Annotated in this window: 23 protein-coding genes and 1 tRNA gene; 4 read left to right on the plus strand and 20 right to left on the minus strand. The window is 55.2% G+C overall.

The annotated features are described in order from the left end of the window. The first annotated feature begins 28 nt into the window (after positions 1-28). Positions 29-925: an ATP-grasp domain-containing protein gene (locus tag ACODSD_RS04295; protein WP_486635853.1), complete on the plus strand. Its 897-nt coding sequence runs from the start codon at positions 29-31 to the stop codon at positions 923-925. A gap of 65 nt (positions 926-990) precedes the next feature. Beyond that, positions 991-2361: an adenylosuccinate lyase gene (gene purB / locus ACODSD_RS04300; RefSeq protein WP_488876846.1), complete on the plus strand. Its 1371-nt coding sequence runs from the start codon at positions 991-993 to the stop codon at positions 2359-2361. Positions 2362-2490: 129 nt separating this feature from the next. Here the strand turns inward: purB and ACODSD_RS04305 are convergent. The 6 genes from ACODSD_RS04305 to ACODSD_RS04330 form a co-directional block, all read right to left on the minus strand. Then, a tRNA-Met gene (locus ACODSD_RS04305) sits at positions 2491-2567 on the minus strand. A 64-nt stretch (positions 2568-2631) separates the two neighbouring features. Next, on the minus strand, positions 2632-3453 hold the full coding sequence (locus ACODSD_RS04310; protein ID WP_107800591.1) for an undecaprenyl-diphosphate phosphatase: 822 nt from the start codon (positions 3451-3453) through the stop codon (positions 2632-2634). A gap of 83 nt (positions 3454-3536) precedes the next feature. Continuing rightward, a complete protein-coding gene (locus ACODSD_RS04315) occupies positions 3537-4148 on the minus strand; it encodes a thiol:disulfide interchange protein DsbA/DsbL (protein WP_107800592.1) in 612 nt (203 codons plus the stop codon). Positions 4149-4175: 27 nt separating this feature from the next. Beyond that, positions 4176-4826: an SPOR domain-containing protein gene (locus tag ACODSD_RS04320; protein ID WP_235086587.1), complete on the minus strand. Its 651-nt coding sequence runs from the start codon at positions 4824-4826 to the stop codon at positions 4176-4178. Between the two features lie 149 nt (positions 4827-4975). Further along, positions 4976-6484, minus strand: a complete 1509-nt coding sequence (locus ACODSD_RS04325) for a YifB family Mg chelatase-like AAA ATPase (protein ID WP_488876847.1) — start codon at positions 6482-6484, stop codon at positions 4976-4978. Between the two features lie 4 nt (positions 6485-6488). Continuing rightward, the gene (locus ACODSD_RS04330; RefSeq protein ID WP_107800595.1) at positions 6489-6776 is read right to left on the minus strand and encodes an accessory factor UbiK family protein; all 288 of its coding nucleotides are present in this window, start codon (positions 6774-6776) and stop codon (positions 6489-6491) included. Between the two features lie 325 nt (positions 6777-7101). On the opposite strand from ACODSD_RS04330, the gene glnK reads away from it, so the two are divergent. Beyond that, positions 7102-7440 (plus strand): P-II family nitrogen regulator, encoded by a 339-nt coding sequence (gene glnK / locus ACODSD_RS04335; protein WP_043591378.1) that lies wholly within the window; start codon positions 7102-7104, stop codon positions 7438-7440. 29 nt (positions 7441-7469) lie between these two features. Next, on the plus strand, positions 7470-8783 hold the full coding sequence (locus ACODSD_RS04340; RefSeq protein ID WP_107800596.1) for an ammonium transporter: 1314 nt from the start codon (positions 7470-7472) through the stop codon (positions 8781-8783). Between the two features lie 119 nt (positions 8784-8902). Here ACODSD_RS04340 and ACODSD_RS04345 read toward each other — a convergent pair whose 3' ends face one another. From ACODSD_RS04345 to ACODSD_RS04410, 14 genes are all read right to left on the minus strand, one after another. Beyond that, complete coding sequence (locus ACODSD_RS04345) at positions 8903-9346, minus strand: ClpXP protease specificity-enhancing factor (RefSeq protein WP_227104953.1); 444 nt, start codon at positions 9344-9346, stop codon at positions 8903-8905. Between the two features lie 9 nt (positions 9347-9355). Continuing rightward, positions 9356-9958, minus strand: coding sequence for a glutathione S-transferase N-terminal domain-containing protein (locus tag ACODSD_RS04350; protein WP_039756141.1), 603 nt, complete (start codon positions 9956-9958; stop codon positions 9356-9358). Between the two features lie 150 nt (positions 9959-10108). Then, complete coding sequence (locus ACODSD_RS04355) at positions 10109-10873, minus strand: cytochrome c1 (protein ID WP_107800598.1); 765 nt, start codon at positions 10871-10873, stop codon at positions 10109-10111. A gap of 16 nt (positions 10874-10889) precedes the next feature. After that, positions 10890-12227 carry a cytochrome b gene (locus ACODSD_RS04360; protein WP_107800599.1) on the minus strand — a complete coding sequence of 446 codons (1338 nt, stop codon included), beginning with the start codon at positions 12225-12227 and terminating at the stop codon, positions 10890-10892. 14 nt (positions 12228-12241) lie between these two features. Beyond that, complete coding sequence (gene petA, locus ACODSD_RS04365; RefSeq protein ID WP_107800600.1) at positions 12242-12826, minus strand: ubiquinol-cytochrome c reductase iron-sulfur subunit; 585 nt, start codon at positions 12824-12826, stop codon at positions 12242-12244. Positions 12827-12940: 114 nt separating this feature from the next. Further along, complete coding sequence (locus tag ACODSD_RS04370) at positions 12941-13687, minus strand: Nif3-like dinuclear metal center hexameric protein (RefSeq protein ID WP_107800601.1); 747 nt, start codon at positions 13685-13687, stop codon at positions 12941-12943. 121 nt (positions 13688-13808) lie between these two features. Next, positions 13809-15449 (minus strand): chaperonin GroEL, encoded by a 1641-nt coding sequence (gene groL, locus ACODSD_RS04375; RefSeq protein ID WP_048414165.1) that lies wholly within the window; start codon positions 15447-15449, stop codon positions 13809-13811. Positions 15450-15499: 50 nt separating this feature from the next. Further along, positions 15500-15787, minus strand: a complete 288-nt coding sequence (locus tag ACODSD_RS04380; protein WP_235086449.1) for a co-chaperone GroES — start codon at positions 15785-15787, stop codon at positions 15500-15502. A gap of 208 nt (positions 15788-15995) precedes the next feature. Then, positions 15996-17099 carry an MraY family glycosyltransferase gene (locus ACODSD_RS04385; RefSeq protein ID WP_488876848.1) on the minus strand — a complete coding sequence of 368 codons (1104 nt, stop codon included), beginning with the start codon at positions 17097-17099 and terminating at the stop codon, positions 15996-15998. A 140-nt stretch (positions 17100-17239) separates the two neighbouring features. Then, on the minus strand, positions 17240-18373 hold the full coding sequence (locus tag ACODSD_RS04390; protein ID WP_488876849.1) for a glycosyltransferase family 4 protein: 1134 nt from the start codon (positions 18371-18373) through the stop codon (positions 17240-17242). Positions 18374-18443: 70 nt separating this feature from the next. Next, entirely contained in the window at positions 18444-19580 is a 1137-nt protein-coding gene (locus ACODSD_RS04395) for a UDP-N-acetyl glucosamine 2-epimerase (protein ID WP_488876850.1), read from the minus strand. Between the two features lie 2 nt (positions 19581-19582). Further along, a complete protein-coding gene (gene wbjC, locus ACODSD_RS04400; RefSeq protein WP_488876851.1) occupies positions 19583-20716 on the minus strand; it encodes a UDP-2-acetamido-2,6-beta-L-arabino-hexul-4-ose reductase in 1134 nt (377 codons plus the stop codon). A gap of 4 nt (positions 20717-20720) precedes the next feature. Then, the gene (locus ACODSD_RS04405) at positions 20721-21749 is read right to left on the minus strand and encodes a polysaccharide biosynthesis protein (protein WP_488876852.1); all 1029 of its coding nucleotides are present in this window, start codon (positions 21747-21749) and stop codon (positions 20721-20723) included. A gap of 173 nt (positions 21750-21922) precedes the next feature. Continuing rightward, on the minus strand, positions 21923-23206 hold the full coding sequence (locus ACODSD_RS04410; RefSeq protein ID WP_488876853.1) for an O-antigen ligase family protein: 1284 nt from the start codon (positions 23204-23206) through the stop codon (positions 21923-21925). Positions 23207-24305 lie beyond the last annotated feature (1099 nt).

The following is a 24305-nucleotide window of genomic DNA, read 5'->3' on the forward strand; positions in this document are numbered from 1 at the left end:
CCGTTTTTCTTGATGTAAAAGGATTTCGATGTCGCTCGATGTTGCCGTTCTGACCGATTCGCGCCTGCTGCCGCCTGACGACGGCGACTGGTACCGCCGCCAGGTTCATCATGAAGACGGCCTGGTGCTGGCGGCGCTGCAGCGCCAGGGCTTGCGCGTCCGCCGCCTGGCCTGGGACGATCCGGACATGGACTGGGCCGACTCGGCTTGCGCACTGTTCCGCACCACTTGGGATTACTTCGAGCGCCTGCCCGCGTTTTCCGACTGGCTGGCGCGCGCGGCCGCTCAAACCCGCCTCTTCAACGAGATTGAGCTGATTCGCTGGAATCTGGACAAACACTACCTGTCCGAGCTGCAACAAAACGCTGTTCATACGGTGGACACGCGCTACATTGAGAAAGGCGCGCCGCAAACGCTGCGCCAGTTACTGGAAGAGCGGAACTGGGACGACGCCATCTTGAAACCGGCCGTCTCCGGAGCCGCCCGGCACACTTATCGCGTCGCCCCGACAAACGCGGAATCGCTGGAATGCGTATACGCCGAGCTGATCCAGCAGGAGACCATGCTGCTGCAGCCCATGCAACACAATGTGCTGAGCCAGGGAGAATTGTCCCTGATCGTCATCGACGGCCGCTTCAGCCACGCCATCCGCAAAACGCCGAAGTCCGGCGACTTCCGCGTGCAAGACGATCACGGCGGCCAGGTCCACCCGCATCAGGCCGACGCGCAAGAGATCGCTTTCGCCGAAGCCGCCGTGCGGGCGGTCCCTTTCGACGTGCTGTACGCGCGCGTCGACATGATTCGCGACAACCATGACCGCCTGGCGGTCATGGAGCTGGAAATGATTGAACCGGAGCTGTTTTTCCGCTTCCGACCGCAAGCCGCGGAGGAGTTGGCCGCGGCGCTCGCGCGCCGTCTGCGCTGAGCAATGAGCGATTTTGTACCGCAACCCGCCAGAACACCGGCAACCCACGTTTGGAACTACCCAGCATGAACCTGACCACGCTGACCGCCCTAAGCCCCCTGGATGGCCGCTACGCCGGCCAAGTCGAGGCCTTGCGCAATCTGTTTTCCGAGTACGGCCTGATGAAGTTCCGCATCAAAGTGGAGCTGGAATGGCTGAAGATGCTGGCCGCCGAGCCGGGCATCGAGGAAGTGCCTTTCTTCTCGGAGGCCACCATCCGTGAAATCGACGACGTGATCGCCAACTTCAACGTGCAACACGGCGAAGAAGTCAAAGCCATCGAGGCGCGCACCAATCACGACGTGAAAGCCATCGAATACTGGCTGAAGGAACGCCTGTCCGGCAATCCGGAAGTGATGGCGGCCAGCGAGTTCATCCACTTCGCCTGCACCTCCGAAGACATCAACAATCTGTCGCACGCGCTGATGCTGAAAACCGCGCGCAACACCGTGGTGCTGCCCGCGATCGACGAAGTCATCCACAAGCTGCAAAAACTGGCCCACGAACTGGCCGACACCGCGATGATGTGCCGCACCCACGGCCAGCCTGCGACCCCGTCCACGATGGGCAAGGAGTTGGCCAATACGGTCTACCGCCTGAAACGTCAGCGCGAACAGCTGGTGCACCAGGAAATCCTCGGCAAGATCAACGGCGCGGTGGGCAATTACAACGCCCATCTGGTCGCCTACCCCGACATCGACTGGGAAAGCTTCTGCGGCCGCTTCGTCACCGGCCTGGGCCTGACCTTCAATCCCTACACCATCCAGATCGAACCGCACGATTACATGGCCGAGCTGTATCAGGTCCTGGCGCGGGTCAACACCATCTTGATCGATCTGAACCGCGACATCTGGGGCTATATCTCGCTGGGCTATTTCAAGCAAAAAGTGAAGAAAGACGAAGTCGGCAGCTCCACCATGCCGCACAAGGTCAATCCGATCGACTTCGAAAACGCCGAAGGCAATCTGGGCATGGCCAACGCCATCCTGGGCCACTTGGCGGAAAAGCTGCCGGTATCGCGCTGGCAGCGCGACCTGACCGACTCCACTGTGCTACGCAATATGGGCGTGGGCTTCGGCTACACCATTCTGGGCCTCAAAGCCTGCCTGAAAGGCCTGAACAAGCTGGAAATCAATCCGCAGGCAATCGCATCCGAGCTGGACAATAGCTGGGAGCTGCTGGCGGAGCCGGTGCAAACCGTAATGCGTCGCCATGGCGTGCCCAACCCCTACGAGCAACTGAAAGAGCTGACGCGCGGCAAGGGCGGCATTACCCGTGAAACCCTGCATGCCTTCATCAAGAACCTGGAGTTGCCCGAAGCGGAGAAAGCCCGCCTGCTGGAATTGACCCCGGCCAGCTATATCGGCAAGGCCGCGGAACTGGCCAAGCGCATTTAATCTCGCCTGCGCGAGCAATAAAAAAACCGCCCTCACCCGGCGGTTTTTTTATTCAACGACCATTTAAAAAACGGATCGGCGCGAAAAACGAAAAACCCAGCTTTCAAAAGAAAGCTGGGTTTTTGAATTTGGTTGCGGGGGCAGGATTTGAACCTACGACCTTCGGGTTATGAGCCCGACGAGCTACCAGACTGCTCCACCCCGCGTCAGAGAGGTTGCATATTATACAAGCCCGCTTTGACTGTCAAGATATTTCTACCTTGAGCCAGTTCAGGCGCTCCAATTCACCCAGCCCAGCTGCCATGTCGCCAAGATCACCAAGCCAAAGACGATGCGGTACCAGGCGAACGCATTGAAATTATGGCTGGACACATAGCGGATCAAACCACGCACGGCGAAGAAGGCGCTGATGAAGGCCGCGACAAAGCCAACGCCTATCACCGGCACATCGGCGGCGGTGAATTGGTGCCAATGCTTGTACACATCGTAGAAGGTGGCCGCGAACATGGTCGGCACCGCCAGGAAAAAGGAAAACTCGGTGGCGACCTTGCGATCCAGGCCAAACAGCATGCCGCCGATAATGGTGGAGCCCGAACGCGACGTGCCGGGCACCATGGCGAACACTTGGGCACACCCCACTTTCAAGGCGTCCTGCCAGCTCATTGCGTCCACGCTGCTCACCCGCGGCACGCGCTGTTTGCGCTCAACCAGCAGAATGATGACGCCGCCCACCACCAGGGCCAGCGCCACCGTCACCGGATTGAACAAATAGTGCTTGATCGCCTTGATCGCGAAAAAACCGATGACCGCCGCCGGCAGGAAAGCCACCAGCAAATTACTGATGAAGCGCAGCGATTGGGCCTCCCGCCGCAAAGCCCCCTGCGCCACGCCCAGAAAGCGCTGCCGGTACTCCCAAACCACCGCCAGGATCGCGCCCAGCTGTATCACCACCTCGAACACGTCGGCATTGTTCTGAAAGTCGATCAGATCCCCGACCACGATCAAGTGCCCGGTACTGGAAATCGGGAAAAACTCCGTCACCCCTTCGACAATGCCCAGCAATAAAGCCTTGGCCAACAGCATCACATCCATGTCCACCCATCCCCCATCAAGGATTAATACGCACAAAAGGCAGCCCCAGGGCTGCCTTCTGCACCAAGCGTCTTGCTCGATTCTTATTTTTTCTCGGCTCGGGCTTTGGCCACCAGCTCGTTGATCACCTGCACCATGCGCTCCGGCGCCACCGGCGTCACCACGTACTTGCCGTTGACGATCACCGTCGGGGTGCCCTGGATCGCGTAATCGCGGGTCATCTTGGCCGCCTTGGCCACCTGCGCGTTCACGCCGAAGGATTTGTACGCCTGCATCACCTTGGCGGCGTCAACGCCCTTCTGCTGCTTCAGCCAGTTGGCGAACACGCCCTCGTCCGACAGGTTGACGCGCGACTTCACCACGGCCTCGAAAGCCGGGCGATGCAGTTTGTCGTAAGTGCCGGAGGTCTTGAAGGCGGAGAACATGCGCACAAAGCCTTCCATCGACTTCTGCCACACGATCTGTTCTTTGGAGAAGGCCACGTCGGCGGGCTTGCTCTTCTCCCAGGCGCTCATCGCCGGCTCAAGTTCCAGGCAGTGAATGCAATGGTAGGAGAAGAACTCGATCACCTCGACTTTTTTCGGATCCGCCACCGGCTGCGGCGTCGCCAGCATGGTGTAATCCTTGCCCAGCTCAATCGCCGCGTTTGCCAGGCCGCTGAACAGCATCAACGAAAGCAATAACCACTTTTTCATTATCGATTTCCTAAATAGAGGAAGAGTTTATTCCGCCTTGACGACCGTCGCGCCAATGCCGTCCTGCTTCAACTGGGCCTTCACCCGATCCACCTCGTCCTGGCGGTTGTACGGCCCCACCCTGACGCGATGCACCAGCCCCTTTTCCGGCACAGTCACCGACTGGATTTTGGCTTCCACGCCCAACAAGGCCAGCTTGGCCTTGAGGTTGTCCGCCTCGTCCTGATTCTGGAAGGATCCCAGCTGCAAGTAGACCTTTTTGGCCGGCTGCTGCGCAGAAGGTTCCGTCGCTTTGCCGTTCTTGCCGGGCACCGCATCCACCTGTCCTGGCAGGATCTTATAGAAATCAAAGCGTTGCTCGTCCTTGCCGGCGTCCTTGGCCGCCGGCGCGGCCGGGGCCGGCTTGGCCGGGGTTTCCGTCGGCATCGGCGGCGGAGCGGAAGGCGGCTCCTGAGCCGGCTTGACCGCCGGCGCCGGAGCGGCGGCGGTTTCCGAGGCGGCGTCGGCAATACGGGTGCCCGGCGCCAGCAGCTCCGTCGGCGGCGCGGAAGCGCCGGCCGCCTTGCGATCCAATTTCTCCAAGTTGCTGAACGGCGTAGAGGACTTATTCAGATACATGGCGAGGCCGACCGCGACGGCAATGCCGACGATCAGACCGATGACGATGCCCGCCACCATGCCGCCGCCTCCGCTTTTGGAGCTGGATGAGCGACCGCGGGAACCACGGGAGGAATTTTTTAAATCTCGATTTGCCATGCAGCACTTACGCTTTTAACTAATCAAATAGTTCAACAAACTATCTGGATTGATCAATTCTTTATTTATTGTTAGCCATTAGGCATTGCGGCGCGTCGTAATTGAATCGCCTGCAACACATGCTCCCGCATGACCATTGCCTGACCCTGTAAATCGGCAATGGTTCTGGAAACTCGAAGTATCCGATGATAACTGCGCGCAGACAAGCCGATCTTGTCCAAAACTTGCCGCAATAATGCCAGCGCCTCGGCATGAAAATCGCCAATCGCCTCCAGTTCGGCCCCGCTTAAGCCGGCATTCGCCTTGCCCTGCCGGGCCAATTGCAGACGATACGCCGTCTCCACCCGTTCGCGCACCAAAGCGCTGGACTCGCCGGCGGCCCCGCCCACCAACTGCTCCGCCGGCAAGGACTGCACTTCAACGTGCAAATCGATACGATCCAATAAGGGACCGGAGATTTTACCTCGATAGCGCCCCACTTGCTCGGGCGTGCAGCTGCATTTTCCGCTGAAATGCCCAAGATAACCACACGGACAGGGATTCATGGCCGCAATCAGCTGGAAGCGCGCGGGAAAACTGGCTTGGCGCGCGGCGCGCGAGATGTGGATCACCCCGGCCTCCAGAGGCTCGCGCAGCACTTCCAGCACCTTGCGATCGAACTCGGGCAATTCGTCCAGAAACAAAACGCCGTGATGCGCCAGGCTGATTTCTCCCGGCCGCGGATCGCTGCCGCCGCCCACCAGCGCCACCGCGGACGCGGTATGGTGCGGTGAGCGGAACGGCCTTACGCCCCAATCGTCCAGCGCGAAGCCGTCGGTCCCCAAGGAGCGCACGGCGGCGCTTTCCAGCGCCTCTTCGTCCGGCATGCCGGGCAAGATGCCGGGCAGACGCGCGGCCAACATGGATTTGCCGGTGCCGGGCGGCCCCATCATCAAAAGACTATGCCGTCCGGCCGCGGCCACTTCCAACGCGTGGCGCGCCAGCGGCTGGCCTTTGATGTCTTGTAGATCGGGGTAGTCCGGGGCCGAACGAGGCAAACCGCCTTCTGGTCGATACGGTACCAGCTCGGAGAGGCCGTTGAGAAAGGCGCAGGCTTCCACCAGAGTGCTCACGCCGTACAAGGACATGCCTTCCAGCACCGCGGCCTCCTTGGCGCTGGCCATCGGCAAGATGAAGGCGCGCCCCGCTTCCCGCGTCCGGCACGCCATCGCCAAGGCGCCGCGGACCGGCCGCAAGGCCCCGGTCAAAGCCAGTTCTCCCGCGATCTCATACTCCGCCAGACGGGGGCAACGCACCTGTCCGCTGGCCGCCAGAATGCCGATGGCGATGGGCAGATCGAAACGGCCGGAGTCCTTGGGCAGATCGGCCGGAGCCAGGTTGACGGTGATTCGCCGGGCCGGAAACTCAAAACCCGAGGTTAGAATCGCCGCGCGCACACGCTCCCGGCTTTCCTTCACCTCAAGGTCAGGCAGGCCGACAATGGTGAATGCGGGCAAACCGTTGGCCAGATGCACTTCCACCGCGACCTCGGGCGCTTCCAATCCTGCCAGCGCCCGGCTTGCCACCACGGCCAGCGTCATATCGCTAGGAGTGGCCGAGTTCTGATTGCGCTTCTACCGCGGCCTGCGTTTCCTCCGGGAATACCTGCGCCTCCAGGCGCGCCAGCTTCAGCTCCAGTTGTGCCAGCTTCTCCCGGGTGCGCACCAACACCTCCTGCTGCACGTCGAACTCCTCGCGCGTCACCAGATCCATCTTGCTGAAGGTGGAAGCCATCATCGCTTTGACGTTTTTCTCGATGTCCTTGGCCGGGCTGGCGGCGATGGTTTCGCTGATCTTGTTGCCGATTTCCTCAAACAGCTTTTGGCTCAACATGACGCGGCTCCTTATGAGTAAGTGATAACAGTGCAGAGTGTAGCAAAAAGCCAAGTCCGCCACCCGCCGGCGCGCACCCGGCCTAGAGCGATCCGGCCAGGCCCCTCCCCTGACGCCGCAGCGCTTGCGGCACCAAATCAGTGCGGCCCGCCGCAACCCCATGCACCGGGAAAGTGCCAAAACGGCCAGTACAGGCCTTTTTTGCGTTGCAACATGATCTTAGGGTTTTCTTTTGCGCCAATCAGGCCTGGCACGATTCATGCGTATCGACGCTACAGCAGCGCTCATCTCAAGCCACCGGATCATCAGACCCTAAGGAGCAGTCATGAAACTCGTTTCCGCCATCATCAAGCCCTTCAAGCTGGATGAAGTCCGCGAAGCCTTGTCCGCCATCGGCGTGCAAGGGGTCACGGTTACCGAAGTCAAAGGCTTCGGCCGTCAAAAAGGACACACCGAACTCTATCGCGGCGCCGAATACGTGGTGGACTTCCTGCCCAAGGTCAAGCTGGAGATCGCCATAGACGACGCTTTGCTGGATCAGGTGGTGGAAGCCATCGAAAAGTCCGCCCGCACCGGCAAGATCGGCGACGGCAAGATCTTCGTCTACGACCTGGAACAAGTGGTGCGCATCCGCACCGGCGAAACCGGCGCCGACGCGGTCTGAACCGCGATAGAGACACAGGGGAAACGACAATGAAAAAACTGCTCGCAACCATTCAGCTCGCCGGCTTGAGCCTGGCGGCTCCGCTGGCCTTGGCCGCCGCGCCGGCGGGTCCGGCGATTGCCGACGCCAAGAGCATCAGCGCCGGCGACACCGCCTGGATGCTGATCTCCACCGCCCTGGTGCTGTTCATGACCATTCCCGGCCTGGCGCTGTTCTATGGCGGCATGGTGCGCAAAAAGAACGTGCTGGCGACGCTGATGCAAAGCTTCGCCATCACCGCGCTGATCACGGTGCTGTGGGCGGTCATCGGCTACAGCCTGGCCTTCACCGTCGGCAGCCCCTATCTGGGCGATTTGAGCCGCGTGATGCTGGACGGCATGGTTTACCTGAAAGAGGCCGGCAAACTGGCCGTGCACCCGCTGGCCGGCACCATTCCTGAATCAGTGTTCATGACCTTCCAGATGACCTTCGCCATCATCACTCCGGCGCTGATCACCGGGGCCTTCGCCGAGCGGATGAAGTTTTCCGCCATGCTGGTCTTCATGGCCCTGTGGTCCTTGCTGGTCTACGTGCCAGTGGCTCACTGGGTCTGGGCGCCGGGCGGCTGGATGGCGGACAAGGGCGTGCTGGACTTCGCCGGCGGCACCGTGGTGCACATCAACGCCGGTATCGCCGGCCTGGTGACCGCCTTGGTGCTGGGCAAGCGCGTCGGCTTCGGCAAGGAGGCGATGCCGCCGCATAACCTGGTGCTGACCCTGGTGGGCGCGTCCATGTTGTGGGTGGGCTGGTTCGGCTTCAACGCCGGCTCCGCCGCCGCGGCGGACGGCCGCGCCGGCATGGCGATGGTCACCACTCAGCTCGCCACCGCCGCCGCCGCGCTGGCCTGGATGTTCGCCGAATGGCTCACCAAGAAGAAGCCTTCGGTGCTAGGCATTGCCTCGGGCGCGGTCGCCGGCTTGGTCGCCATCACGCCCGCCGCCGGCTTCGTGGACGTCAAGGGCGCGCTGATCATCGGCCTGGCGGCCGGCGTGGTGTGCTTCTGGGGCGCCACCGGGCTCAAGCACATGCTGGGTTATGACGACTCCCTGGACGCCTTCGGCGTGCATGGCATCGGCGGCATCCTGGGCGCGCTGCTCACCGGCGTCTTCGCCGTCAAGGAAATCGGCGGCGCGGAAGGCAGCCTTGCCGCGCAAGCGCTCGGCGTCGGCGTCACCGCGGCTTATTGCGCCGTCGTCACTTTCATCTTGCTGAAGCTGATCGATATCGCGATCGGACTGCGTGTCGCGGAAGACGAGGAACGCGAAGGGCTGGACGTGATCCTGCACGGGGAGCGCGTCGAATAAATCCGGATTTTCTTGTTGTGGTAAGGGACTTTGGGCGCCGCTGGCGCCCTTTTTTTGGAAAGCCGCCCATGAAAAAGCCGGCCCTGACGGACCGGCTTTCGCTTGCGGAGTTGAAACCGCTATTTGACGATGCGCAGGCTGGGGCGGCCCGTCGGCTTGGCCGGCGCATCCGGCTCGGACGGCGCTTCCGCCGGCTTGGCCTCCTCGTCGGCCGCCACCGGTTTCAGCGTCGGCGCGGGCGCTTCCGCCTCGCCCAGCTCCACCTCGAATCCCATGCCTTCGCCGGTTTCCCGGGCAAAAATCGACATCACATTGCCTATCGGCACCCAGATGTCGCGGGACACGCCGCCGAAGCGGGCGGAAAACGACAACCAGTCATTGTCGATACGCAGATTCTTGGTGGCCGACAGACCGATATTCAGCACGATCTCGTTGTTTTTCACGTACTCGCGCGGCACATCGGCACGCTCGTTGACCCATACCACCACATAGGGCGTGAAGCCGTTGTCGCCGCACCACTCGTGCAGCGCTCGGATCATGTAGGGCTTGGTGCTGGAGCTCATTGGCAATCCTTATTTGCGCATGGCCTTTTCGGACGGCGTCAGCGAGTCGATGAAGGACTGGCGCTGGAAAATACGCTCGGCGTACTTGAGGATAGGCGCGGAGTTTTTGCCCAGATCGATATTGTAATGCTCCAGACGCCACATCAAGGGCGCGATCGCCACGTCGATCATGGAGAAATCGTCGCCCAACATGAACTTCTGCTTGGCGAAAATCGGCGCGATCGTGGTCAGGCCGTCGCGAATGGCTTCGCGAGCCTTGTTCGCTTCCTTGCCGGTGGCGCCGGCTTCCAGCGCCTTCACATGGATGAAGAGCTCGTTTTCAAACCGGTAGAGGAACAGACGGGCGCGCGCGCGCATTACCGGGTCCGCCGGCATCAGCTGCGGGTGCGGGAAACGCTCGTCGATGTACTCGTTGATGATATTGGATTCGTGCAGGATCAAATCGCGCTCGACCAATACCGGCACCTCATTGTAGGGGTTCATCACCGCCAGATCTTCCGGCTTGTTATGGATGTCCACATCAATGATTTCGAAATCCATTCCCTTTTCAAAAAGCACGATGCGGCAACGCTGGCTGAACGGGCAGGTAATTCCGGAGTAAAGAGTCATCATGGCAGGAGGAAATCCTTAACTAACAATGGGTTGATTCAGCTGGGCATTCTAGCACTTTCCATCCACCAATTTCCAGCGCCGCATCATAAGCCAATGATTAAAAAGAAAAAAGGCGGATTTCTCCGCCTTGATCAAATCAAGCAACCGGGCTTAATGCACGTCGCGCCAGTACTCTTTCTTCAGGAAATACGCCAGCGGCAACAGCAACAGCGACAGGAACATCAACACGACATAACCGATCTGCTGACGCTTCACCTGAGCAGGTTCGCCCACATAGACCAGGAAGTTGGTCAGGTCCGCCATCCGCTTGTCGAACTCCACGGTATTGGCTTTGCCGTTCTCCAGCTTGGTCAGGGTGCCGGCCTTGATCAGCTCCAGCTTGTGCTCTTCGTGGCCTTCCGCGTTCTTCTCGGTCTTCAGCACCTGCTCGCCTTGCCACTCCCAGAAGATGTGCGGCATGCCCACCTTGTCGAACACCGCGTTGTTCCAGCCAGTCGGCCGGCTCGGGTCCCGGTAGAAGCCACGCAGATAACCATACAGGTAATCTGCGCCGCGGGAACGCGCGATCAGCGACAAGTCCGGCGGCGTGGCGCCGAACCAGGCTTGAGCGTCCTTCTTGTTCATCGCGATATTCATCGGATCGCCGATTTTGGCGCCCACCGGCAGCAGATTCGCCTTGATCTGCTCTTCGGTCAGGCCGATATCGGTCAGGCGGTTGTAACGCATCGCGCTGGCCGAATGGCAGGACAAGCAGTAGTTGGTGAAGATCTGCGCGCCGCGTTGCAGGCTTTCCGTATCTTGAATATTGATCGGCGCCTTGGGCAGCTTGGGGCCTTCGCCGGAAGCCAGGGCCGTAGCGCTGAACGGCAGCGCCAGCGCCATGGCCGCGATCAGGTGGCGGATTTTGCTTTTCATGAGTCCTCTCCCCTTTTTACACGTTCATGGCGAATACGGCGGCGGCCACCACGGTCACCACCACCAGCACCGCAAACCGGATCTGACGCTTGGCGTTGGTATCCGTCACCCGCGTCGGCACCGGGATGCTGCCTACATCGTTCTTGGTGTAGAACGGCATGCCCAGGAAGAAGACGAAGTAGACGAACGAGAGCACCTGCGCGATCACGGTGCGGGCATTGGTGGACGGCAAAGCGCCCAGAATGCCAAGACCGATGAAGGACACGATGAACAGGACCAGCATGAACTTGAACTTGGGACCGCGGTAGCGGATGGATTTCACCGGCGAGCGATCCAGCCACGGCAGGAAGGCGATCAACACCACCGCCGCGCCCATCGCGATCACGCCCCATACCTGGGTGCCCAGGAAGGACGGGATGGCGCGCAAGATGGCGTAGAACGGCGTGAAGTACCATACCGGCGCGATATGCGGCGGGGTCTTCAGCGGGTCGGCCTGGTCGAAGTTGGGTTTCTCCAGGAAGTAACCGCCCATTTCCGGCATGAAGAAGACAATGGCCGAGAACACGATCAGGAACACCACCACGCCCAGCACATCCTTGACGGTGTAATACGGGTGGAAGGGAATGCCATCCAGGGGAATGCCCTTGTCGTCCTTCAGCTTCTTGATCTCAACGCCGTCCGGGTTGTTGGAGCCCACTTCGTGCAAGGCGATCAGGTGAGCCACCACCAGCGCCAGCAGCACCAGCGGCACCGCGATCACGTGCAGCGCGAAGAAGCGGTTCAGCGTGGCGTCGGACACCACGTAGTCGCCGCGGATCCACACCGACAGATCCGGACCGATCACCGGGATAGAGCCGAACAGGTTGACGATCACCTGCGCGCCCCAGAACGACATCTGGCCCCAAGGCAGCAGATAACCCATGAAGGCTTCCGCCATCAGGCACAGGAAGATCAGCGTGCCGAACACCCACACCAGTTCGCGCGGTTGCTTGTAGGAACCGTAGATCAGGCCGCGGAACATGTGCAGATAGACCACCACGAAGAACATCGAGGCGCCGGTGGAGTGCATGTAGCGGATGATCCAGCCGCCGGCCACATCGCGCATGATGTATTCGACCGAGGCGAAGGCGACCGGAATGCCGGCGCCATTCAAGGTGCCGTCCGGCTTGTAGTTCATGGTCAGGAAGATGCCGGTAACGATCTGGATCACCAGCACCAGCATGGCCAGCGAACCGAAGAAGTACCAGAAGTTGAAGTTCTTCGGCGCGTAATACTCGGTGACGTGCTCTTTGAGCATCGACGATAACGGAAAACGTTCGTCCACCCAGTTGAGCAGCTTTTGTCCTTTAGTCATGTAGCCCCCTCAGCTTATTTGTCTTCGCCAATCAGCAGGCGGGTATCGGACAGATATTTGTGCGGCGGAATTTCCAGGTTCTTCGGAGCCGGCACGCCTTTGTAGACGCGCGCGGCCAAGTCGAACTTGGAACCATGACAGGGGCAATAGAAGCCTCCCACCCAGTCCGGGCCCAGATCGGCGGGCGCGATGTCCGGACGGTGGGTCGGCGAACAGCCCAAATGCGTGCAGATGCCGACGGCGATCAGCAGCTCAGGCTTGATCGAACGGTGCTCGTTCTGGCAATACGTCGGCTGCTGATCCATTTCGGACTTGGGATCCACCAGCTTCTCGTCCAGCTTCGGCAGGTTTTTCAATTGCTCCGGCGTGCGGTTCAGCACCCATACCGGCTTGCCGCGCCACTCGACGTTGATCTTCTGGCCCGGCTCGATCTTGCCGATATCCACCTCGACGGGAGCGCCGGCGGCCTTCGCCCTCTCGGACGGGAAGAAACTCATCAGAAACGGCGTCGCCACTCCGGCCGCCGCCACACCACCAACAGCGCTGGTTGCAACCGTCAGAAAGCGACGGCGCCCCGCATCGACTTGTTGTTCACTCATTACAGTCATCCTCAAACGTGGAAACCGAGCCCAAAACTGCCTGATTTTACCCGATTCCGAGTAGGGACTTGAAGCTTCTATGCAAATAAATTGGCCGAAGCCCTGCCTAGCCGCCTAAACCGGGTTGGAAATGTCTACAAATTCAACACTTATGCCATGAAGCTGAGCCAGGCGCTCGCCCAAAGCCTTGATGCCAAAACGCTCCGTGGCGTGATGCCCCGCAGCGATGAAAGCCACATCACACTCCATTGCCATATGATGATTTTGCTCGGACGCTTCGCCGGTGATGAAGGCGTCCACGCCCAGATCGATGGCTTCGGCGAAAAAACTCTGCGCGCCGCCGGTGCACCAGGCTATGCGCGAAATAGGTTTGTCCGCCCTGCCCAACAACAAAGCCTCGCGCCCCAGACGAGCGGAAACGTGTTCACGGAAATCACTCGCACTGCCGCCTCGTCGCCACGCCCCATGCCACAGCAAACCCTGTTCACCGCCCTGCCCCTGGGCCTCCAAATCCAGCACCTTGCCCAACATCGCGTTATTGCCCAGCTCCGGATGCGCGTCCAAAGGCAGGTGGTAAGCCAGCAAGTTAAGATCATGCTCCAGCAGCGTCTTGACCCGCTGGCGCTTCATTCCGCAAATCCGGGCGTCTTCCCCCTTCCAGAAATAACCGTGGTGCACCAGCACGGCGTCCGCTCCGCGCGACGCCGCGGCATCGATCAAAGCTTGCGAAGCGGTGACACCGGTCACCAGCTTGCGCACCGCCTGCCGCCCTTCCACCTGCAAGCCGTTAGGCGCATAGTCTTTGAAGCGCCAGGGCTCCAAAATCGTGTCCAGACTGCTCAGCAAGGCCTTCAATTCCATCACGCACTCCTTAACTTAATATATGCCCCGGCCTTATTTTGCCAGAAGCCAACGCATTTTAAGCCCGCAAAAGAAAAACCCCGCCGTAGCGGGGTTTTTCAAAGCCTAAGGAGGCGTTGGCTTACATCATGCCGCCCATGCCGCCCATGCCGCCCATATCCGGCATGCCGGCCGCCGGCTTGTCTTCCGGCAATTCAGCGATCATGCAGTCGGTGGTCAGCATCAGGCCAGCAACCGAAGCCGCGTGCTGCAGAGCGGAGCGGGTTACCTTGGCCGGATCCAACACACCCATTTCCAGCATATCGCCGTACTCGCCGCTAGCCGCGTTGTAACCGAAGTTGCCCTTGCCTTCCAGCACCTTGTTCACCACGACCGACGGCTCTTCGCCGGCGTTCTTGACGATCTGGCGCAGCGGCGCTTCGATGGCCTTCAGCACGATCTTAACACCGGCGTCTTGATCGGCATTGTCGGTTTTCAGGCTGTCCAGAGTGGAGCGGGCGCGCAGCAGAGCAACGCCGCCGCCAGCCACAACACCTTCTTCCACAGCGGCGCGGGTAGCGTGCAAGGCGTCTTCAACGCGAGCCTTTTTCTCTTTCATTTCCACTTCGGTGGCAGCGCCAACCTTGATCACCGCAACGCCGCCGGCCAGCTTGGCCACGCGCTCTTGCAGTTTCTCGCGATCGTAATCGGAAGTGGCTTCTTCCATCTGCTTGCGGATCTCGCCCACGCGCGACTGGATCTCGGCCGCTTGGCCGGCGCCGTCGATGATGGTGGTGTTTTCCTTGCCCACTTCAACGCGCTTGGCTTGGCCCAGCATTTCCAGCGAAGCTTTTTCCAGGGTCAGGCCCACTTCTTCGGCAATCACGGTGCCGCCGGTCAGGAAGGCGATATCCTGCAACATGGCTTTGCGACGATCGCCAAAGCCCGGGGCTTTAACGGCTACCACTTTCAGGATGCCGCGGATGGTGTTGACCACCAGAGTGGCCAGCGCTTCGCCTTCCACGTCTTCTGCGATGATCAGCAGCGGGCGGCCGGACTTGGCCACTTGCTCCAGAACCGGCAGCAGATCGCGGATATTGGAGATTTTCTTATCGAACAGCAGGATGAAGGGATTGTCCAGAGCGGCAATCTGTTTGTCCTGGTTGTTGATGAAGTACGGGGACAGGTAGCCGCGGTCGAACTGCATGCCTTCCACCACGTCCAGTTCGTTGTTCAGGCTCTTGCCGTCTTCAACGGTGATCACGCCTTCCTTGCCCACTTTTTCCATGGCATTGGCGATGATGTCGCCGATGTCGGAATCGGAGTTGGCGGAGATGGAGCCAACCTGAGCGATTTCCTTGGTGGTGGCGCACGGCTTGGCGATCTTGGCGATCTCACCCACCAGCGAGGCAACGGCCTTGTCGATGCCGCGCTTCAGGTCCATCGGGTTCATGCCGGCGGCAACGTACTTCATGCCCTCCAACACGATGGCTTGAGCCAGCACGGTGGCGGTGGTGGTGCCGTCGCCGGCCACGTCGGAAGTCTTGGAAGCGACTTCTTTCACCATCTGCGCGCCCATGTTCTCGAACTTGTCCTTCAGTTCGATTTCCTTGGCGACGGATACGCCGTCCTTGGTGATGGTCGGCGCGCCGAAGGAGCGGTCCAGCACCACGTTGCGGCCTTTCGGGCCCAGAGTCACTTTAACGGCATCAGCCAGAATGTTGACGCCGGTTACCATCTTGGCACGAGCGGAATCACCAAACTTTACGTCTTTAGCAGCCATTCTTTAAATCTCCAGAATTCTGAGTAGGGAAAGTTCAGATGTGGGTCGGATTACTCAACGATGCCCATTACATCTTCCTCGCGCATCACGAGGACTTCATCGCCGTCAACCTTGACGGCCTGACCGGAATACTTGCCGAAAATGACTTTGTCGTTAGGCTTCAGTTCCAGCGGACGGCGCTCGCCGTTCTCCAGAATCTTGCCATTGCCTATGGCCAAAACGATGCCCATATCCGGTTTTTCTGCGGCTGCGCCCGGCAGAACGATGCCGGAAGCGGTTTTTTCTTCAGCCTCGAGGCGCTTGATAACAACACGGTCGTGCAAAGGACGAATTGCCATGGATCTCTCCTGTTACAGTGGCTGTTGAGAGTGGAAACCTGTGTGAGTTGAGGCGGGCGTTAGCACTCACCTGCTGCGAGTGCTAATGATAGGGACGAGCGGGAGGGTTTTCAAGAGCCTGCCACAGCAATTTTCTGCAAGCCCATAGTTGGGGATGGTCAAAGTTTACGGGAAGACGGGGGACTTGCTCTGACCGCCCCCTGCCGAGTCATAGGCGAGCGGATCTGCGCAGCAACATCCAACGCGGCGTACGGAAGCGGATGATCATGCGATACAACTTAACATAGGTAACCATGAAGGCAAGCACGAATCCAATCAATACCGGAGTATTGTTCCAGAAAAGCATAGCTGGAACTACTGATACGGAAGACAGAGCCCACAGATAGGGTGATGTCAAACTATTCCGCATGGTCTTATGATCAACATCTTTACTGCCAACCATCCAGCGGACAAGACGCATATAAACCAATTGATGCAAGTGCAGAGCATCCGGGTAACCAATGCGACGACCTTGCAAGAATTTACGACGATAAATCGAGAACATTGTCTCAAATACAGGATAAATGACACATAGAAGCGGAAACCAAGGGGAAACCTGCTCATGGCGTGCGACCAACAACACAGACACTTCTGCAATCATGAAGCCTACTAGATAAGCACCACCATCCCCTGCGAAAATAAGACCGCGCGGAAAGTTCCAGAACAAGAAACCGGCAATAGCCCCCACCATGGCGAAACAAATGCCCATCAAGACAGGATCTTGAACCTTGAAAGCCACATACGCTATCGCCAAGCAGATAAAAATTGATACCACTCCCGAAAGGCCGTTGTACCCGTCAATGATATTGACTGCATGTGCAACTCCTCCAACCGCTACAACAGTTAGCAGCAAGGACAGGAACCATAATTGCGACAGTAAACCATCCAGCATAGGGATATCCAAACGCTGGAGTCCAGCACCTAACATGAAATAACCCAAGGCAGCAGCGACGAACGTTGCTAGCAACCGCGGGAGCGGCCCAACCCGTTTCGTAACATCCTCAGCTATCCCGGCAGCAAATGCAGGCAGCGCCACAACTAACAATAGCAAAACCGTATTATCTTTTTGCAACCATGCTTGAAAACCACAAGCCGCAACCATGCCAACAGCAATCGGCACGCCACCAATACGTGGCACCGGCCTTGCATGAAATTTTTGTACGCCGCCCAAATCATGATCAGCAGAAAATCCTTCATGAAAATGGGAAAAATGTATCAAACACATACCGATAAGCAAGGACAAAAATGTAGCTAACAGTAGGATTATCAGCATCGATATATCTCTTCAGTATTTTGTCGGAAATTAATATTGAATTGCATTTCAACACTACAGCTACAATATAACATTTCAGACAAAGTGAGGTGCCTCACTTAGCGAAGCACCCCACCAGCTCCAAGGCTGAAAATGGATGCTCATTTAGCTGACAGCGCTGCCACAATTTGCTGCACAGCCCTCTCAACAGCGAAATCACGATAAAAGAGACTCCTACAACGATCGGGTAGACTTACGTCCACCTCAATTTGGGCCAGTAATTTTTCTGTCAACTGCAACAGCTCATCGACTCGGTTGCTTTCGCAGACTTGCCCCACCTGTTCACTACGAATTAACTGGGCAAGGTCGTTACCAGCATTGACGCTAGCCAACACAGGCAATCCACACTGCATATAGGTCAAAAATTTGCCTGGAATATTGTGAGATTTGTGTCGCGGATCCAATGCCACGATACCTGCACTACACTGCGCGTAGAGGTCGGGGATTTCATCAGGGTGGATTTCATCGAAGAAAATAACGTTGTCAAGTCGCCGCGCCTGAGCCTCCACCTTAAGCCGAGCCGCATCGCTACCACGACCCACAAATAAGAAGCCGACATCTGACCTGGGGCGCAGCTTCTCTGCCAAATCCAACAATATATCCATACCTTGAGCCACACCCATATTGCCGGCATACACCAACACCTTCCGCTTCCCAAGGGAGGTATCTTCAACACGGATCGAACAAGCAGTAAGAGCTGGCTTGTCAAGCCAATTCTGCAGCACCTCCAACTGGCGCCCAAATTTTTGTTGCCACCTATCAAAGTACCCAAGATTTCCAGGCGTTTGCACTCCAATCACATCGGCAATTGAATACTGATAGCGAGCTACCGCAGCAAAAAATTGATATGGTAACCCACGCCCCATCAAGCCCATATCCACCGCCCACTCAGGAAATATATCACGGACAATCAGGTAGCCTTTGCAGCCACTCATTTTTTTAAGAGCACGGGCCAAAGGCCCGTGGAAGATCGATGGTGCGTACCAAACCACCCCCCCCCAACGCTCATGGGCCAACGGACTTTTGCGTAACTGTCTCAGCATAGCAAATGGCATGACAAGTTCAGCTAACGTACGGCGCACGTAACCAATGTCTTTGGTACAGGGAGCTCTCAGGCGTAGCACTTGTACGCCATTAAGCTCTTCCAGAAGCCAGGCCTCTTGTTGCCCTGCTGACGGTAGAATCACTGTTAAAACGTGGCCCTGCCGCGCAAACTCTCTGGACAAGTCTCGCAACTGTACCGCTCCAGAGGTTCGAAGCGGGGGAAAAGTATCTGCAATTAGTGCAATTCGCATTGATCTGGGTTCAATATTTTTTCCAAACCACGCGGTTCACGTAGTCTGTGTAGCTATGAATGATCCGCACCACCTTGTCACTAACGTTGGGCATGCTGTAATCAGACACTTGACGCAAGCTGCGAACAACTCCACGTGATTGGCCCTGCAAAATCGACAAACCTTGCCGCACTCGTTCCACTTCCAGGCCCACCATCATCACCGCAGCTTCTTCCATACCTTCGGGACGTTCATGTGCTTCGCGAAGATTAAGCGCCGGAAAATTGAGGATAGAGGACTCCTCATTGATAGTACCGCTATCTGAAAGCACTACCCTCGCCTGCATTTGAAGACTCACATAGTCGAAAAAGCCCAAAGGCTTCATCAGCCGTACCAAGGCATGAAATTTGGCACCGGTAGCATCTACCCTTTTTTGCGTTCTAGGATGGGTCGACACCACCACTGGAAGGCCATAATCTTCGGCGACCGCATTCAACACGGCGACTAACTTGGCGAACGATTTTTCAGACTCGATGTTTTCTTCACGATGCGCACTTACTACGAAGTACTGCTCCGGCAACAAATCGAGGCGATTCAGTACGTAAGATGCCTTTATCTGTGGCATGTAGTAGTGCAAGACTTCATGCATTGGACTACCGGTCTTGATGACCTGATCAGGGGGCAACCCCTCACGAAGCAGGTAGTCACGTGCGATGGCGCTATAAGTGAGATTGATATCTGCAGTGTGATCAACAATCCGGCGGTTGGTTTCCTCAGGCACACGCTGGTCAAAGCAGCGATTACCCGCCTCCATATGAAAAATCGGCACTTTGCGTCGCTTAGCAGGAATTACCGACAAACAACTATTGGTGTCACCCAACACCAACATAGCCTCGGGCTGGACCTGAGCCAGCACACTGTCAACAGCAGTTATGAGGTTGCCGATGGTGTTACCCGCACCGGTGCTGCCATCAGCACTATTCAGGAAAAATTCTGGCTTACGCACACCCAACTCATCAAAAAATACTTGATTGAGTTCGTAGTCGTAATTCTGACCTGTGTGCACCAGCACATGTTCACAATGTGTATCCAGTGCAGCTAGAACGCGCGACAAACGAATGATTTCCGGCCGCGTCCCTACAACTGACATGACTTTAAGTTTTTTCATATTCAAATTTTGCTTGCAACCGTATCAGGTTTCTCACGATCAAAATTCTCATTTGCCCAAAGCATTACCACCATCTCATCACTTCCTATATTCGTAATATCGTGCACCCAACCTGGAATTGTATCGACCACTTGCGGCTTGGCGCCACTTGTCCGCAGTTCAAACAACTCATTCGTTAACAAATGCCGAAAGCGAAACAACGCCTTCCCCTTGATAACAAGAAATTTTTCTGTTTTGGTATGGTGATAATGTCCACCGCGCGTAATACCAGGATGAGCCGTAAAATAGCTGAATTGACCACTATCCGGTGTTTTAAGCATTTCGACAAACATTCCACGCGAATCAGTGTATTGCGGCACTTCATAAGAAAACTTCTCGTTTGGAAGGCTGCTAACGTAGGTGGCATACAGCGCTCGAATTAAGCCCGTACCAACACGCTCAGTCATAAGTGTAGAACGGCAATTACCAAAAGCAGCAACCAGAGTCGCCAATTCACCCAATGTGATGGTGTATTCAGGGTTGACGGTAGCCTGTACATAACCCGATGCAGGAGCCTCTAATGAGGCCAACAAAGCAGTCACCACATCATCAACGTACACCAACCGTAAGTTGGCTGCAGGGTCGTTGATCCAGATAGGCAAGTCACGCGCAATGTTGTGGCAAAACGTGGCAACTACCGAGTTGTAATTGGGCTTGCACCATTTGCCGAACACTCCAGGAAGCCGAAAAACCACGCAGGGATTACCGATTGTCTGACTAAGCGTATGAACTACCCCTTCTGCGGCTAACTTGCTACGCCCATAAGGGTTATCATATTCAGCTTGTATTGAGGATGCCAATACTAAAGGCAAACGACGACCAGTTCTCTTGTATTCTGCCCGTAAAGCACCACAGAGTGCCGCGGTCAATTCCGTGTTTCCTTGAGTAAAAGCGGAAACATCAACGGGGCGGTTCTCTCCTGCCAAGTGAATAACAGCATCAGACTGCTCAATCAGAACAGACAAACTAGCAGTACTGTCGCCACGAACAAATGTACTGATTTCAACATCTGGCAGCTCCCTCATTCGAGCAACAAGGTTCTTACCAATGAATCCATTGGCACCGGTGACTAGAATCCGGCGCTTAATCTTCTTCATCTCATCACTCCTCTGCCTCTGCCTGCTCGCCACTCAACGTAGCTTGAAGGAATCGTAGCTTCATCAACAGCGCCTGCATACCAAGAACATCAAGACGAGTGGTATTATGAGAGTTGTATTCAACCGCTTCAGAAATTTTTAGCTCACCTTGCTCCACAAACTTGCCATAGTTCAAGTCACGTAAATCTGGAGGCACACAGTAATACCCCCCGAGATCCTGAGCCGCAACCATCTCCTCACGGCTAAGCAAAACCTCGAATAACTTTTCACCGTGACGGGTACCAATAATGTTGATAGGGTAATTCGGAACATTAAGCACCTCGGTCAGTGCTTTTGCTAGCAGCTCAATAGTAGCAGCAGGCGCTTTTTGGACAAATATCTCACCTGGCTGGCCATGCTTAAAGGCAAACAAAACCAAGTCAACTGCATCATCAAGCGTCATCATAAACCGGGTCATAGCCGGATCAGTGATGGTAATAGGAAGACCAGCGCGGATCTGATTAGTAAAGAGCGGAATTACCGAGCCACGCGAACACATCACATTGCCATAACGGGTGACATTGATAATAGTTCCACTGCTGCTACGAGACTTAGCTACTGCAACCTTCTCCATCATCGCCTTGCTAATACCCATGGCATTGATGGGGTACACTGCTTTATCAGTACTAAGCACCACCACTCGTTTAACAGCACAGTTGATTGCAGCCTCTAATACGTTTTCAGTTCCCAGTATATTTGTTTTGACAGCTTCAAGCGGGTGAAACTCACAGGAAGGAACCTGCTTGAGTGCTGCTGCGTGGAAGATAAAATCAACACCACGCGTCGCATTCAAAACAGATTGGTAATCACGCACATCTCCAATGTAAAACTTCAGCTTTGAGTTACTGAACTTCTTGCGAATATCATCCTGCTTTTTCTCATCACGACTAAAAATACGAATTTCACGCAATCCAGAATCAAGAAAGCGGCGTAGCACCGCATTACCAAATGAGCCGGTACCACCAGTGATAAGCAACGTTTTGTCGTTAAACATTTAGACCTTTCGATTAGATACACCATGTCGAATGATCGACACACTCAATTAAGCAACGCTTCTATCTGAAATGACTGTTATTTGCAAAACCCAAAAACAATGCATCACCATCACTCAAAAAAAACACCCAAAAAATATCTTAAACCTCTATTTGACAGCGAATACAAAGCCCACTAATGCCTTGCACCACGAGACAAAAAAAAGATACTTAGAATTAAGAAAGCTGACGAGGTACCGATAAATAAAGAACTTTGCATGGGCGTCACCAACCAAGCCATTACCCCCACCACCACCACCAAGTGCAGGTCTTTTTCATAGTTTGAAAAAAACATTCGCACAACATAAAAAACATAAGTCACTACGATCAATAAAAATCCCAAAAACCCAAATTGCATAAGCATTGCCAAGTATTCCAACTCATAATGCCAAAGAAGCCCCGGGTCTCTTACATAATTATATATATATCCACCCATTCCAATACCCCAAAATGGATGATCAACAAAAATCCTCAAAATATATTGAGATTGCTCAATTCTGATACCATCGGACTCGGACTGAACCTGCCCTACGAATCTTTCAGTTAAATTCAAAAAAATATTTTCAATAGATATAATATTCGCACTCACCAGAATTAACATCAACGCACCCAAACCCAAAATTGTACTTCCTGGCTTTTTTCTAATGGCACGCCACACCATATACGCACTAATTAATGCAAAAAACATCATAAAATACCGACTATATGATACCAAAACAAATACAAGGGCAAGCAGCCATGCCAAGGCAACCTTTAACCCAGAATGTTTTCTTACATAAAAGAGAAAAATCACCAAAAAACTCACATCACCAGTATTCTGTATTCGAGGCAACACCCCCATAAAACCACCGAACACATTAACATCATAAGATGCAGAACCAAAAAAATTCTGCATTGTATCATTAATAAAACCGGCTGAGAACACACCAAGCATTGCAGAGATAGCAATAACGACCTTAATCAAAAATCCTAACATGGCGGTAATATAAACCACTCTCTCCAATCTTTCCGACCTAAGCAGCCCATTGTCGTAAAGCACAAAAGCCACTACAACCACTAGAAAAGAAGAAACCATAGATCCCGCTTGACTTAGAACTGACGAATCAAAACCATTAAATACTCCGATCAAACAAGACAAAAAAACCCCAAAAGACAAAACAATCAACGACCATGCGTATCTAACTACAATATAATTTTTAATCAACAATGCAAATGTAGATATAAAAATAAAAAATATCAATACTGTACTCTTTACAGGCACAGGCCCAATATACGCAGCACCCGCTGCAAAGAACAACATCCAAATACATAGCACAAACTCAATCAACAACGGCAATAAATTATTATTCTTACTCACCATTGACCCATCATAACACCTATCGAAATCTCCAGAGTGAGTCTGGACAGCTTCTGAGTTCATACAATCCATCCTATTATGAACAATTCATTTTATGTAGGAATACCTAACATAGATTATACGATTACTCGAAAAACATACTTCCACAGCATGCACCGAATTTAACAAGAAAGACCTTCAGATACTTTCACGACAACATTGAATCTCTTTGGGCGACAAATTCTCGCTTAAAGCACTACTGCACGCATCAGAAGACAATAACCTCACCCCAAACACTCCAAAATCACCATCATCGCAAAATACTCGCACAGTTGAAATTACATACAGAACATCGCGAGCACATCCAGATGTGGGCAAGCCCTTTAGCGATGATGTGATTGTGCTGCAGCAGATACCCAATTAGCACCTTCTTCACTCCGGCTTCTGTACTAGAGTCCGATCTTGCTCAAGTTATGCTTTGCAAGCTACTGATTGATAGCTCTTATCACGAAAACGCCCTGACTCATATTGCAAACATAGAAATACTATCGAAATACTAGCAGTCATACGTGCCGCTGGCCTCAACCCCAAGCTTGCAGATCAGCTTGAATCTGTTGTCTACATTCAAGTCTGATTTGCCATGTATCGCGGCCCAAATCACACCAAAGCCCTGACAACATTTCTTAAGCCCCCACCCAAGTCGGCAGCATGGTTCCAAAAAATTCGAACCTTTGCTAACACAATTCTTGAGCAGTTCAGACCTCAATTTTACCAATCGGTGCCCCACCCACCTGCCATTAAAGCATCCGGCATTCTACTTGTCTGCGAGTTGTCAAGCAGTACTCAAACAGCGCTCAACACACACCTAATCGCCCCCTCTCACTACAAGCATACTTTTACTTATTGCACAGTGTGGCCTGCGAACTTACGACATTGCCTATCAAGCTTCCCTGTAAGTATCATCTGGTATCGCTTTCCGTAACACACTCAAGATCACGTGGGCCGCAATCCCATTTTAGGGCCTTGCTTTGCACAAGCCCCTACACCTCGCCAGTTGATGGTTACTAACAGATGACTCTATCCTGGATTTCCAGCAAGTACTTGCCGCCAAGATAGACATTTTACAAATCCTAAGCATTGAAAGATGTTAGTATTAGTGTGAACTGCTGACTCAAAATCACAC

Source organism: Chromobacterium sp. FG22, assembly GCF_057809415.1.